Here is a 13,847-nt window from a genome sequence, read left to right as displayed (position 1 = left end):
TATTTTATTAATAAATTAAATATTTTTTTAGCATCTTCTAGTCCTTCTTCTTCGTAATGACAATAGCGAATATTATGATATAATACAGTGTTTCCATAATTGTCTTTAGTATTTGCATCAGCACCATTTTCTAATAAAAATTTAACCATTTCATAGTCTCCTATCATAGCAGCGTTCATTAATGCTGTAAGACCGTGTTCATCTTGTGTGTTTATATTTGCACCTTGTTGTATAAGTAATTTTGAAATATCAAATTTTCCATAATCATTAGCAATCGTTAAAGCAGTTTTCTTTTCATTATTTGCTGTATTAGGATTGGCACCTTTATCAAGTAAATATTTAACCATATCATAATCATTTCTTAAAGCTGCTATCATTAAAGGAGTATAATCATAATCAGATCTACCCGTCTTTATTCTTGACTCTAAATCAAAACCATTTTCAACTAATATTTTAAACATTTCTTTATTTTTATCAAAAGATTCTGAAATTCTATAGGATACATCAAGGAGAGATGTTCCTTCATCGTTTTTAGTATTTACATCAGCACCGTATTTTATTAATAAATTAAGTATTTTTATAGCATTTTCTTGCCCGAAACTATCATGCTTAATACTATAATATAATGCAGTTTCTCCTGATGCATCTCTAATGTTTACATCAGCACCATTTTTTAATAAAAATTCAACCATTTCATAATTTGTATCTCTAGCAGCATACATTAATGCTGTAGCACCTGCATTATCTTTAATATTGACATCAGTACCTTCTTCTATAAGTAATTTTGCTATATCATCATATCCCATTAAAGCAGCGTACATTAATGCTGTAAAACCGTATTCATCTTGAGCATTTGGATTTGCTCCTTTAGCTAAATATGATTTAACTCCTTCTATGTTATTATATTGTACAGCTAAAAAGAAAGTCTGAGAATACATAGGATACATTTTTGTAACTTGAACATATTCATTAGTATTTGTAGTTGTTGGATTAATATATACTTGTTCATTTGTTTGAGTTTGATTAGTTTGAGTATTTTCTGTTTGTTTAGTATTGCCGCTGTTACCGTCGCTGCAGGCTATTAAAACAAAAATAGAAATAATGGAAATAATATTTTTCATATATACCCCCTATATCTTAAAAGCAATTTGATTGTATATTGAAAAATATTCATTGTCAATAATTATAAATAGCAATCAAGTGTTATCTTTTCTTTTTAGATTTCTTTTTTTCTTTTCTGCTTTTGTTTTTAAAAGGTTTAGATTTTCTTGAGTATATTTCTTTTTTATTCTTACTGCCTTTCTTCTTCTTTAAAAAATCTCTGCTGTCTATTATATCTCTGTCATCTAATGCATTATCAAATTCGGTTGCAGGCAAAAAGTCTATAAATAGCTCTTCTATATTTACCCTATGAACAACTATTCTTATTTTATCTCCAAGAGTATACCATTTAGCTTCTTCATTGCTGTAGGCCGCTTGCTCATTTTCATCATAATGATAATGATGTCTTAAATCTGCATATCTTATTAAGCCCTCTATTCCTCTATCTTCTATTTCAACAAATATACCAAATTTAGTAATGCCGCTTATGATGCCGTTGTATTCTTTGCCTACTTTCTCTTTCATAAACCTCGCAGCTTTTACTTTATATAAACTTCTCTCGCATTCCACAGCAACTCTCTCTGTTTTAGAGCACCATTTAGCACAATTATCAAACATCTTTTGCATAGAAGGTTTCATATTTTGAGTACCTTCTAATGATAGTTTTAAAAGTCTATGTGTAAGTAAGTCAGTATATCTTCTTATAGGCGAAGTGAAGTGAGTATAATATTCAAAGCCAAGACCGAAATGCCCTATATTATTGATATCATATATAGCCTGTTTCATAGAGCGTAAGAGTAGGGTGAGAAGAAGTTTTTCATCGGGCTTTCCAATAATGGATTCTATAAATGAATGAAAATCCAAATTGCCTTCATTGTCGCTTGTAAGTCTGTAGCCTCTGTTGAATGCTATTCTTCTAAATGTATCTAGCTTTTCAGAATCTGGACTGTCATGTACTCTATAAATGGCACCCTTTATATTTTTTAATCTCTTAGCAACCTCGCAGTTTGCAAGAAGCATAAACTCTTCTATTATCTTATGAGTCTCTTTTCTCTCACCTATAAAAAAGTCTTTTGGGTTTCCGCCTTTATCTAATATTATTTGTGTTTCATTAAGGTTAAACTCTATACTTCCATTATCTATTCTTTTTTGAAGAAGTATTTTTTTTATGTCATCAGCATTTTTTAAAAGTTCTAATAGCCAATCTTCATCTTGTTCTATGCCGTCCAAAACATCTTGTGCATAATCATAGGTTAATCTTCTGCTTGATTTTATAACGCTTTTATGAAAAGTACTTTCTTTTATATTTCCTTTATTATCTATTGTGATAAACACTGTCATTGTGAATCTGCTCACACCTTCATTAAGTGAACATATTCCATTTGAAAGCTCATGTGGAAACATTGGATATACTGTATCAATTAAATAAACGCTATTTCCTCTCTTTCTAGCTTCCCTATCTAATGCCGAACCCTCAGCTACAAAAAAACTTACATCAGCAATATGCACGCCTATTTTGTATCCATCATTTAATTTCTCTACACTTATAGCATCATCAAAATCTTTAGAATCTGCTCCGTCTATTGTTACAGTTCTTATATCTCTTAAATCTATTCTGTCAAACTCAAGCCCAACATTTTCCATACTATTTGGAAGTAGTTTAGCCTCTTCAAGACATTTCTTTGGAAAATCAGTAGGTATATTATATGCATTAGCTACTATCTCAGCATCTTTTTTTGCATTATTTATTTCAACTTTTATATCTGGTTTTTCTATAATATTAGTTTTAGTGCTGTTTTCTTTTTTGGATGTTTTTTGTGGGTAGCCTTTTTTTAACTCTTGTTTTTTTGAACTTTGTCTTTCATCTCTTTCATTATTACTTGAATCTAGATAATATTTTCCTTCTTTTGTGAGTTTTAATACATCACCTTTCTTCATGATAAGCCCCATAGAACTAGCCTTATGGAGCATTTTATCAAATCTTAATTTATCTTTTTTGTTTTCAACATATTCAGCTTTATAGTCTTTTATGCTTAATTGACCTTTTTTATCTATTCTTCTTAACAATTTAATCACTTTCATAATATTTTTATTATAGCAGTAAAAGAGATAATGTCAAATAGATGTTTTTGCCCTAGTGTTGTTTGATGTTGATAAAAAATGAGCACCCCTACTATTGTAAAGGTGCCAAAACAGTTTAATTAAATGAAGGTTATAAAATATATTGTATCAATTTAAGGATACAAAAGAATTTGCTTAAAACAACTAACATATCTAACTAATTGTTAGTTTATTCTAACATATTTTTAGAACATGTCAATACTTTATTTTGAATTTATTTTAAAAATTCTTATTTTTTGTTTATTTTTTATATATTTAATTTCTTTTTCCAGAAGCATATTCAAGAGTATTAATATCTAATATCTCTCTATATGGTTTAGTTAAAGATTTTTCGTATCTGCCTAACCATTTTACGTCATTAAATATACTTTCTATCTCATCATTACTTTTTATAATGTTTCCATTTTCAAATATATAAGCAGCAATATTCATAGCATGCTGTATTATATTGTTTGGGTTCAAATCATGGAAATGGTACTGAATATCAGAAAGCCCTATAGAATAAAGCCCAAAGGTATCAACTATCATATCATTAGTGTTTTGCACTTTAAAAAATCTAATATTTAATCCTGAATATAAGAATCTTAAATTTTTTGGATATTGATTTTTTAATAATTGTTCCCTAAGTAAAATTTTACCGCTTTGTTCGTTATATACGGCAAGAGCATCAGGAAATATGTTTAATGCTATATTAAGCCAATTGTTGAGTAGGGTAGTTCTGTCTTTATAATCTAATCCGCCAGCCAAAAAGTCGCTTAACATTACTTGATATTTGCATTCTTTTAATAATTCTTTAGCATCTTTTATATCCCAAGCCTGATTATAAACTTCATCGCTTATGCCATTATAATCAAACTCTATAGGCTCATACATAAAAACTTGAACGCCCAATTCTTTATCATCTTGAAATTTTACTTTAAGGTCATTAATCATTATGCTGTATAGGTTTTTATCTTCGGAGATTGTTTCTATATTATTATATACGCCTCTTAATTTTTGTTTTATCAATTCTATATTTGGTAATTGTGGTTTCTCTTTAAATAAAATTTTATAAAAATATACATGAGAAAAAAGAGCTTCTTCAGTGCTTTCTAATTTTTTGTTATCCATTTTTATTCCTATTTTTTATATAAAATCTAATACAAAAATCATTATATTGAAACATATTGGTTTTGTCAATTTTTATCTTTTTATAAAGATGTTATTATTTTTCTTTATTAAAAAGTTTTAACTATTTATTTACGCTTTGTTAGGTATTTGCACTTTCGTGAAGCGTGCCCGAAGAGCGAAAACTTTGACGAAGTCCGAACCGCGACTGAAAGGAGTGCCTGCGACTGAAAGGAGTACCTTTAGGTATGGGTGCGAAGGCGGGAAAAAGAACAATAACAAAATTATCAACTTTAAAATTTTTAGTATGTACTAAAGTTTATCACAAAATAAAAATATTTTAAATAAAAAATTATAATATGGCATTCATTGACTTTTTGTATTTGTCTTATATACTATAAATAATAATATATAATGTTTAAATTAGAGATTATAATTAAATGTTTATTTATATATTGACTATTATATTTTTTCTATATGTCATATTAATAGCAATAAAAATGCTTCTTGAAAATAGACCGCCTTATTCTTTTATAGCTTGGCTTACTGTGTTGGTATTTTTACCGTATGTGGGTGCTATTTTTTATTTATTCTTGGGTGTAAATTGGAAAAAATCTAGAAGAAAACTTTCTGCAAGACTTCCTGAAGATATGATAAGAAAACATTTCTCTTCTTTGCTTGAAGAGCAGATGAATATCATAGATAATATGGGCGGTAATTATGCAAAGCATACAAATTTAGTAAAGCTTGCAATAAAAAGCGGATATTCTCCAATAACTATTCAAAATCAAGTTTATGTTTTTGATGAAGGAAAAGATTTATTTGATGATTTAATTAATAATTTAAAACTCGCTGAAAAAACAATACATATGGAATATTTTATATGGAGAAGCGATGAATTAGGAAATAGAGTCAAAGATGTATTAATAAAAAAATCAAAAGAAGGTGTTAAGGTTAGGCTTATATTTGACGGACTTGGCTCTATGCTTAGGATAAGCAGAAAGTATAAAAAAGAGCTTAAAAAAAATGGTATAGAGTTTTTATATTATCATGACCCATTTTCTATATTTTGGACTAGATATGTTAATTACCGCAATCACAGAAAGATAGTAGTTATAGATGGAATAGTTTCTTATATGGGTGGAATGAATTTAGGTCAGGAATATATTGACGGCGGAAAGAGATTTGCTTCTTGGAGAGATACACATATGCGTATAGTGGGAGATGCTTGTAACCTTATACAGAATGTTTTTGTATGTGATTGGCATAATGCTGGCGGAAGAGATTTAGATAATTTAATGGATAATGGCTCTTCATTAATGCAGGAATTATTTCCTTCTTCAACTACAGATAAATATCTCCCTATGCAAATAATATCCTCTGGTCCTGATTCTAAATGGGATTCTATACAAAAGATTTATTCAAAAATGATAGCCGATGCTAAAGAGAGTATTTATATAGAAAGTCCTTATTTTGTGCCTGATGATGGATTTTTGCATGATTTGGAGAATGCTGCTTTATCTGGAATAAATGTTAATTTAATGATTACGGGTAAGCCTGATAAATTAGTAGCTTGGTGGGTTGCTCAAACTTATTTTGAAACTTTACTTAAAGCGGGGGTCAATATTTATTTATATGAGAGCGGTTTTTTGCATAGCAAGTTTTGCGTTATAGATGGAAGAATTGTATCATGCGGCACTTGTAATATGGATATAAGAAGTTTTTATTTGCATTATGAGATGAATGCGGTTATATATGATATAGATACGGCTTTGAAATTTGAAAGTATTTTTAGAGATGATGTTTCAAAATCTCATAAGATAACTATGGAAGAATATAAAAAACAGCCTATTTTGATTAGACTTAGAAATTCAGCTTGTAGAATTATTGCCCCTGTGCTTTAATTTTTATTATAGGAGGAATTATGAAAAACGTAAAAATATCATCATTAAATGAAAATGATTTATTAGAATTAAAAACTTCCAAAGAGAGAATATCTTTATTTATAGATAATAGCGGCATATCAAAAGACATGATACCTTTTTTAAATGATGTATTAAAAGAGAGAACTGATTTCTTTTTAAATATTTCCTCAGAAAAAGATAGTAGTTCTAATTTATCTGGAGAAGATATTATTAAATTTATACCAGAAGTAAGAAATTTAATATTTTATGCTTCTCTAAAAAATCCTATAAGTAATTTAAATCTTTTTTCAAGACTTGGCAATTTGATAAGTTTGCATATTAATGGAAATATTGATAAAGATATTGCTTTAAGCCCTCTTGACAGCATCGAAACTCTTAGCAGTTTTTATTTAGAAAATGGTTTTAGCCTTAAACATTCTGTTTATATAGAAAATAGAAAAAGTTTTTGTGATATAGGGGCTTCAAATATTAGGGTGGAACATTTTACTAAGATGAGTCAACTAAAAAAATTATCAATACTTTCATCTGCTACTCATATTGAAGAGATTCCAAAAAGAATGCCAAATTTAGAAGAGATATATATTGAGAAAGGTAAGGGTATAAATACTTTAGATTTTTTAAATGATTTAAAAAACTTAAGAATAATAGAATTAAACTCTATATCAGAATTAAAATATATACCAGATTTATCAAAATTAGAAAACTTAGAAAAAGTGATATTAAGAAATTTAAGAAGTTTGGAAGATTTAGAATCAATATTTAATAATAAAAAAATAAAAATACTCATACTAGAAAATGTTAAAGGTTTTAATATAGAAAAATTATCTACTATGGAGAGTTTAAAATATATTACAGTTACAACTGATGATAAATTAGAAACGAATAGAATTAAAAAATCTTTATTAGATAAAGGTTATTTAGAAGCTTAAAAAGCCTTTATTTTTAGAATATCATGTATATGAACTATACCTATAGGTTTTTTGCCATCTTTAGTATCTTCAACAACTACAAGATTAGTAATTTTACCTTCCATTAAATGCAAGGCTTCTCCTATAAGTGTGTCTTGATATATTACTTTAGGGTTATTATTCATTATATCTTTTACTTTTGTTTCTAGAATATTTTCTATTTGTTTGTCTTTTACCAATAATCTTTTTAAATCTCCATCTACAATAATGCCTTTAAGAATATTGTTATCATCTGTAATAATTGCAATGCCTAGCTTACATTCTATGATTTTAAATAAGGTATCATATAGAGATGTATCTAAATTTATAATTGGTAAGTTATCAGTATGCATAATAGTTTTTACTTTGGCTAATTGCCTACCCAAACTTCCACCAGGGTGAAATATAGCAAAGTCTTCAGCTTTAAATCCTCTTAGCTCCATTAAAGCAGTAGCCAAAGCATCAGATAAAGCTAAAGAAGCAGTTGTACTAACAGTTGGTGCTAATTTTAAAGGGCAAGCCTCTTCTTTTACATGCGTAAGCAAAGTTATCTTTGCATTTTTTGCTAGAGTAGAATACTTATCATTAGTAATAGCAATGTATGGTATATCTTGTCTACAAGCCCAATTTACTAGTTCTATTATCTCTCTTGACTCTCCACCTTTAGAATATAATACTAAATAATCATTTTTAGTTATCATACCAAAGTCGCCATGCAAACATTCATTAGGGTCTACAAAAAAACTAGGCGTTCCAGTTGAAGCGAAAGTGGAAGCTGCTTTTCTTGCAATATGTCCACTCTTACCAACACCAGAGGTTATTACTCTTCCTTTAATATTAAATAATTCATTAACTGCTTTTTCAAAATTATCATCTAATTTCTCAGACAACAATTGTAAGCTTTCACTTTCTAATAATAAAGTTAATTTACCTCTGTCTATTATATTCATTTTATACCCTTGATTACATTAATCTATAACAGCACTAATTAAGTGTCCAGCAAGCCTTTCTATAGCTTTATCTACATACTTTTTATCTTTTAATTTCTTTTTATAAATTTCTATTTTTTCGTAATTGATTTTAACAGCCGTTTTCATACAATACCCCTATATAAAAATGTCTTCTACAAAAGAAATTTCTCTACTATAGTTGGTATCGTCTATTAAAACTGCCCCAAAGGAACATTTTTGACTTAAACTTAATCCTTTTTTAATTAAGTATTCCTCAGCTGTTTCATAGAGCTTTTGTTTTTTATGCTCTGTGATAGCATCAGCTGCATATCCAAAACTTCCCTGTCTTCGATATTTTACTTCTACAAACACAATAACAACTCCTTTTGTCATTATTAAATCTATCTCGCCTCTTGTTATGCTGCTTTTATAATTTCTTTCTAATAATTCATACCCAAGATTTTTGAGATAATTTAAGGCAATATCTTCTCCAAGATTGCCTATTTCTTTTTTACTTTTCATTTAATTGCCATCATTATTTTCTTTTTTATCCAATAATCTTGACTTTACCTCCTCTAAAATATTACTATCTTTATCTACCCCGCTTATTAATAATTTATTAGTTTCTATCAAATTAATCACTTCTCCATCTTCAATAAAATTATCATTTTCATCGGATACTATTTTTATTATTGGTCTAATAGGATAACTAATGTTAGTAGCAAATACTAATCCCTTTCTATTGTCATTTAAAACTACAACTGTTCCTACAGGATAAACACTAAAAGTGCCTACAACAAGTTTCGCTATTATAGGGTCAAATTTAATATTAGCTCCTTTTATTATTTCTCTAACAGCATCAGATAATGTTTTGTTTTCAACTGTTTTAACACTATTAAGAATTTTTGCATATGTAGGTGTTTTTTTGCTGTCTTTTGATATTCTTATAGGTTTTAATATTTTTTCTAAAGAATGTGCAACGGCAACTATTTTTGGATATAAATGTATTTGATTGCCGCTAATACCTCTTGGATATCCTTTACCATTATAATGTTCATGATGCTCTAAAGGAATAACTGCTATCTCTTCTTCTAATCTAAAATTAGTTTTTATTATTTTATAACCAAATACTGTATGTTTTTTTATTTCTATATATTCTTCTGGAGTAAATTGTTCATGTTTATTTAATACTTTATCTTGTATTCTAATAAGACCTATATCATATAATATAGCACCTAACCCCAATTTTTGTAATTTATCTTCTGGAAATTTCATTACTTTGCCGAGCATTAAAGATATCATAGATACATTTAATGACCTTATATAATAATAATCATCTCTGCTTAAACCTTCAATATTTAATAATGCTATAGCGGCATTCATATTTTTATTAATAAGGTCTAATATACTATCTATTATTGATTTTAAATTGGATGTATTAACTATATTATTATATCTAAAATCTCCTAAGCTTGTTTTTACTTTTTCTAATATACTCATATATATATTTTTGTATACGATGCATTCTCTAGCAAACTTTTCAAAGTCTTCAGGTGTTTGATATCCATAAGCATTAGCATCAGAGTCTTTTATAAATACTTCTTCTATATCCCATTTTTTTAGTCTTTTTATATCTTCATCTATAGATTTTATATATTTACTAATAGCCATAAAACCATTATAGATATAAATATCCTGCTTATCAATTTTGGTCTTGATATCATCTACTTTAACGCTAGTAATCTTTTCCATAATTATTTTTTACTCTGCCTTTAATTTATATACATATTTTAATATTATACTAACTGCTTCATAAACTGAATATGGTATCTCTTCTCCTATTTCTAAATGCATTAACTCTTTTACAGTGTCCTCATCTGATACTATAGGTACTTTATTTTTTTTAGCTATTTCTATCATTCTTTTAGCTAAAAGTTTTTCACCTTTTGATATTACTATTGGAGCATTATGTATTTCTCTCTCATAAAGTAAAGCAACCGCATTTTCAATTTCTTTTTTCATAATTTATCTCCAATTCTATATTATTAAACTTTTCTAATTCTTTATCTATATTTGTTTTTATGCTGTTACATTTTAAAAATAATTTTTTATCAAATAAAACTAAATTAATAATATATTTATTTTCTTTTACAATTTCTATTTTGCATAGTTCTTTATTATTATCATAAGCTATAAACTCTAAGTTTTTAGCTTTATTATCTTTTCTATTTATATATAGAAGTACCTCTTTTAATTCATTATTAACCATAAAAGGTATTGGTATTAAAAAAGAACCTTCTCTAAAAGTTTTATTTTTCCTATTTGAGGATAATATCTTTAAAAGAAGATTAAGCATATTAGAACTATCAGAAGATAATTCATCTTGAAGCATATCAAAGAGCATAAACCATATATTCAAATTTCCATTTGAAGATATATAGTTTTTTAGGCTTTTGTCAGTATCATTAATTTCTTTTAAAAGCGTTAGTAATATTTCGGTTTTTTCAATATTTTTGTTAGAGTTTTTTATAATAGAATGCAAATTATTAAATTTCGAAAAAATATTCTCAAACATTTCTAATTCATCTATACTAAAATATATTCCATTAGACATAGAATTAAGTATAAACTTCATTTTTTTATCATCTAATTGAGGGATATATTTAATAATTCTCTCTAAATAGGTGATATTTTCAGTACTTTGTTTAATAGAATTTTTTAATAATATAGAAGATATTTCAGTATTATTTTCTTTATTACTATGTAAAACTAAAGTATCTTTTATAGCATTATTACTTATAGCCTCTCTTGCCTCTTTAAGACTGTTTACATCTTTAAGAAGCTTTAATACTATTTTGCCATTTTCTTTGTTAATAACAGCAAATCCTTTATCTTGCATTCCATCTTTGAATAAAGCCACAACCTTATTGCCCATTATATTAATAATAGCTTTATTATTATCCAATTTACGCATAAGAGAATATCTTACAATATCTCCATCTTTAATGTTTTGAGAGTTTTTGCTATTTATGATGATGTTTGAGTATTTATTATTAATGTTTAGCATTTTATATAAAAAAACTATTTTCTTCTTTCATTTCTTTTTTTATAGATTTTATAGGTTCAAATGATAATCTATGTAAATCGCTTGCTCCATATTTTTTTATAGCTTCAATATGCTCTTTTGTGCCATAGCCTTTATTTTTTGATATTTTATATTTATCATATTCTTTATTTTTTTCTGATAATTTGTTCATAGCTTTATCTCTGCTTACTTTAGCAACTATGCTGGCACAAGCTATAGAGTAGGATTTTAAATCGCCTTTTATTATAGACTCTTGTTTTATTTCAGTGTCAATTTTCATTGCATCTATTAATAATATATCAGGTTTTATGCTTAAACCTTCAACTGCTTTAAGCATAGCCAGTTTTGTAGCATTATATATATTAATTTTGTCTATAATATTTGCAGGTACAGAATATAGTGAATATGATAATGCTTTTTGAGTTATAATATTGTAAAGCTCTTCTCTTTTTTTTGCTGTAAGTTTTTTGGAATCGTTTGCCTCTTCTATTATATCATCATCTAAAGGCATTATAATAGCACAAGCAGTAACTTCACCAAAAAGCGAACCGCGTCCAACTTCATCTATACCGCAAATATATTTATAGCCCAAGTCTAAATAATATTTCTCATAATGCAGTTTATCAATTTTATCATCAAAAAGATACATATTGTTATAAATTATTATAGTATCTGTAAAGCTATAACAACTACTATAACTACTGCAGCCAAAGAGCCCATGATTATAGCGAAATTGTTTGCTTTGTTTTTTGATGATAATTCTGCTTCTTTTTGTCTTATGAGCATTGCATCAGTTGTCTTAAACATATTATCATATTGTCTAGCTATATCATCTCTAAATTCTTTATTTTTTTGCTCTTGTTTTTCTATTTGTCTGTCTGTATATTCTTTTAATCTTTCTTTGTCGCTATTAAACTCATTTATAATATTTTTAGCATTGTTTAGAGTTGTTATATAATCACTATTTTTTATGCTGTTTTCTTCTATTTTCTTGTTTGTATAATCTATCAATGTTTCATAATTTCTATCATATTTTTTGAGCATATCATTCATTCTTGTTTCCATACTGCTGCTGAAATCTCTGTTTTTTCTATCCTGCTCTTCCATTTTTAAGTTAACAGCATTATTAATATTTTTTACAAGCTCATTATTTTTATTATTCTGTTCTTCAATTTTTTTATTTGTGTACTCTATCAATGTTTCATAACTTTTATCATATTTCTCAAGCATATTATTTGTTTTTGATAATATTTCGCTATGATTTTTATTCATCAAGTCATTAAACTCTTTATTCTTTTTGTCTTGCTCTTCAAGCTTTTCATTTATTGACTTATTCATTGTATTAAAGAATTCTTTATTTTTAATGTCTTGTTCTTCTATTTTTTTATTAGTATAATCAATCAATACTTCATGGCTTTTGTCATATTTCTCAAGCATATTATTTGCTTTAGAAAGTATTTCATCATAATTTTTATTAATTAACTGATTAAACTCATTATTTTTCTTCTCTTGCTCTTGCAATTTATCATTCATCGCATTATTTAAAGTTTTTAAGAATTCTTTATTTTTTATATCTTGTTCTTCAATTTTTCTATTTGTATAATCTATAATAGCCTCATGACTTTTATCATATTTTTCAAGCATGCTATTTGTTCTTGCTAATATTTCATTATGATTTTTATTTATTAAGTCATTGAACTCTTTATTTTTTTTGTCCTGTTCTTCAAGTTTTGTATTTACAGAATTATTAATTGTTTTAATTAATTCATTATTTTTTATATTCTGCTCTTCTAGCTTTTTATTAGTATAATCAATTAATATTTCATGGCTCTTGTCATATTTCTCAAGCATCTCATTTGTTGTTTTTATAATGTTTTCATTTATATCTTTAGCTTTTTTACTATTTTCTTCTAACTTAATATCATTTCTCTTATCTTGTTCTTCTAGTTTTGTATTCATTATTTCATTAAGAGTTTTTATGAATTGTTCATTTTTGATATTTTGCTCTTTTAATTTTTCTTTTATTTCATCATTGATATTATTTATAAGTTCGCTGCCTTGTTCTTCGAGCTTTTTATTTGCATTTTGTATTAATATTTCATTTTTCTTAGTATTTTCTTCTAATAGTTCTGCTGTTTTCTTTAATAGCTCTTCATTTAATTTAGTATTTTTTATGTTGTTATCTTCTAATTTTAGATTTATTACTTCGTTAATATTTTTTATGATGTCATGATTTTTAATATTTTGTTCTTCTAGTTTTTCTTTAAACTTTTCGTTTATAGATTTTTCAAATTCGCTATTTTGCTCTTCTAATTTTTTATTTGCATTTTGTATTAGTATTTCATTTTTTTGAATATTCTCTTCTATTAGCTCATTTGCCTTTTCTAATAGAATTTCTATTTTTAAGTCTATGTCATTTATAGAGTCTAGGTTTCTATTTAAGGCTTCTATATGATATTGCAAATTATTTATTCCTTCTTCGGCATTATCTAATCTTTCAGAGTTTAATAATATTTTTTTGAATAATCTCTTATTCTTTTTTTCCATTTCTTCTAAATCTTCTCTTGATATATTATTATTGTTATTTTCTAATGACATAATAAAATCCTTA

13 protein-coding genes are annotated in these 13,847 nt (G+C 26.6%); 2 read left to right on the top strand and 11 right to left on the bottom strand.

Features of this window, described 5'->3' with window-relative positions; translation table 11 throughout:
• From E6A48_RS01990 to E6A48_RS01980, 3 genes are all read right to left on the bottom strand, one after another.
• Positions 1-1,121: ankyrin repeat domain-containing protein (locus E6A48_RS01990; RefSeq protein ID WP_219708314.1), on the bottom strand; the 1,121-nt coding region annotated here is incomplete at its 3' end.
• 82 nt (positions 1,122-1,203) lie between these two features.
• Positions 1,204-3,183 (bottom strand): ribonuclease R family protein, encoded by a 1,980-nt coding sequence (locus E6A48_RS01985; protein ID WP_219708313.1) that lies wholly within the window; start codon positions 3,181-3,183, stop codon positions 1,204-1,206.
• Between the two features lie 294 nt (positions 3,184-3,477).
• Complete coding sequence (locus E6A48_RS01980; protein ID WP_219708312.1) at positions 3,478-4,332, bottom strand: DUF4261 domain-containing protein; 855 nt, start codon at positions 4,330-4,332, stop codon at positions 3,478-3,480.
• A gap of 437 nt (positions 4,333-4,769) precedes the next feature.
• On the opposite strand from E6A48_RS01980, the gene cls reads away from it, so the two are divergent.
• Both cls and E6A48_RS01970 read left to right on the top strand, forming a co-directional pair.
• On the top strand, positions 4,770-6,233 hold the full coding sequence (gene cls / locus E6A48_RS01975) for a cardiolipin synthase (protein WP_219708311.1): 1,464 nt from the start codon (positions 4,770-4,772) through the stop codon (positions 6,231-6,233).
• A 20-nt stretch (positions 6,234-6,253) separates the two neighbouring features.
• Positions 6,254-7,183 carry a hypothetical protein gene (locus tag E6A48_RS01970; protein WP_219708310.1) on the top strand — a complete coding sequence of 310 codons (930 nt, stop codon included), beginning with the start codon at positions 6,254-6,256 and terminating at the stop codon, positions 7,181-7,183.
• Here the strand turns inward: E6A48_RS01970 and E6A48_RS01965 are convergent.
• From E6A48_RS01965 to E6A48_RS01935, 8 genes are read right to left on the bottom strand one after another with little or no spacing between them, the layout of a single operon-like run.
• The gene (locus E6A48_RS01965; protein ID WP_219708309.1) at positions 7,180-8,151 is read right to left on the bottom strand and encodes a KpsF/GutQ family sugar-phosphate isomerase; all 972 of its coding nucleotides are present in this window, start codon (positions 8,149-8,151) and stop codon (positions 7,180-7,182) included. The two genes, E6A48_RS01970 and E6A48_RS01965, sit on opposite strands and share 4 nt — an antisense overlap.
• An 18-nt stretch (positions 8,152-8,169) precedes the next feature.
• Positions 8,170-8,298 carry a hypothetical protein gene (locus E6A48_RS11940; RefSeq protein WP_013243798.1) on the bottom strand — a complete coding sequence of 43 codons (129 nt, stop codon included), beginning with the start codon at positions 8,296-8,298 and terminating at the stop codon, positions 8,170-8,172.
• Positions 8,299-8,307: 9 nt separating this feature from the next.
• Positions 8,308-8,673, bottom strand: a complete 366-nt coding sequence (locus E6A48_RS01960; protein ID WP_219708308.1) for a YraN family protein — start codon at positions 8,671-8,673, stop codon at positions 8,308-8,310.
• Positions 8,674-9,903 (bottom strand): HD-GYP domain-containing protein, encoded by a 1,230-nt coding sequence (locus E6A48_RS01955; protein WP_219708307.1) that lies wholly within the window; start codon positions 9,901-9,903, stop codon positions 8,674-8,676. It abuts the gene before it with no gap.
• Positions 9,904-9,912: 9 nt separating this feature from the next.
• Entirely contained in the window at positions 9,913-10,173 is a 261-nt protein-coding gene (locus E6A48_RS01950; protein ID WP_013243795.1) for an EscU/YscU/HrcU family type III secretion system export apparatus switch protein, read from the bottom strand.
• Complete coding sequence (locus tag E6A48_RS01945) at positions 10,157-11,218, bottom strand: hypothetical protein (RefSeq protein ID WP_219708306.1); 1,062 nt, start codon at positions 11,216-11,218, stop codon at positions 10,157-10,159. Before E6A48_RS01945 ends, E6A48_RS01950 begins: the two co-directional genes overlap by 17 nt.
• Before the next feature lies 1 nt (position 11,219).
• Positions 11,220-11,885 carry a ribonuclease HII gene (locus tag E6A48_RS01940; protein WP_219708305.1) on the bottom strand — a complete coding sequence of 222 codons (666 nt, stop codon included), beginning with the start codon at positions 11,883-11,885 and terminating at the stop codon, positions 11,220-11,222.
• Between the two features lie 14 nt (positions 11,886-11,899).
• On the bottom strand, positions 11,900-13,834 hold the full coding sequence (locus tag E6A48_RS01935) for a viral A-type inclusion protein (RefSeq protein ID WP_219708304.1): 1,935 nt from the start codon (positions 13,832-13,834) through the stop codon (positions 11,900-11,902).
• Positions 13,835-13,847 lie beyond the last annotated feature (13 nt).

The sequence above is a fragment of the Brachyspira pilosicoli genome (genome assembly GCF_019402445.1).
Classification (GTDB): Bacteria; Spirochaetota; Brachyspiria; order Brachyspirales; family Brachyspiraceae; genus Brachyspira; species Brachyspira pilosicoli_B.
The sequence above is the reverse complement of the archived record's forward strand: the minus strand, read 5'-3'. Positions and strand labels throughout refer to the sequence as shown.

Coding starts and splice junctions, on each gene's coding strand:
- E6A48_RS01960 (WP_219708308.1), bottom strand. CDS start 8,673: ATGAAAAGTAAAAAAGAAATAGGCAATCTTGGAGAAGATATTGCCTTA.
- E6A48_RS11940 (WP_013243798.1), bottom strand. CDS start 8,298: ATGAAAACGGCTGTTAAAATCAATTACGAAAAAATAGAAATTTATAAA.
- E6A48_RS01935 (WP_219708304.1), bottom strand. CDS start 13,834: ATGTCATTAGAAAATAACAATAATAATATATCAAGAGAAGATTTAGAA.
- E6A48_RS01985 (WP_219708313.1), bottom strand. CDS start 3,183: ATGAAAGTGATTAAATTGTTAAGAAGAATAGATAAAAAAGGTCAATTA.
- E6A48_RS01970 (WP_219708310.1), top strand. CDS start 6,254: ATGAAAAACGTAAAAATATCATCATTAAATGAAAATGATTTATTAGAA.
- E6A48_RS01955 (WP_219708307.1), bottom strand. CDS start 9,903: ATGGAAAAGATTACTAGCGTTAAAGTAGATGATATCAAGACCAAAATT.
- cls (WP_219708311.1), top strand. CDS start 4,770: ATGTTTATTTATATATTGACTATTATATTTTTTCTATATGTCATATTA.
- E6A48_RS01950 (WP_013243795.1), bottom strand. CDS start 10,173: ATGAAAAAAGAAATTGAAAATGCGGTTGCTTTACTTTATGAGAGAGAA.
- E6A48_RS01980 (WP_219708312.1), bottom strand. CDS start 4,332: ATGGATAACAAAAAATTAGAAAGCACTGAAGAAGCTCTTTTTTCTCAT.
- E6A48_RS01965 (WP_219708309.1), bottom strand. CDS start 8,151: ATGAATATAATAGACAGAGGTAAATTAACTTTATTATTAGAAAGTGAA.
- E6A48_RS01940 (WP_219708305.1), bottom strand. CDS start 11,885: ATGTATCTTTTTGATGATAAAATTGATAAACTGCATTATGAGAAATAT.
- E6A48_RS01945 (WP_219708306.1), bottom strand. CDS start 11,218: ATGCTAAACATTAATAATAAATACTCAAACATCATCATAAATAGCAAA.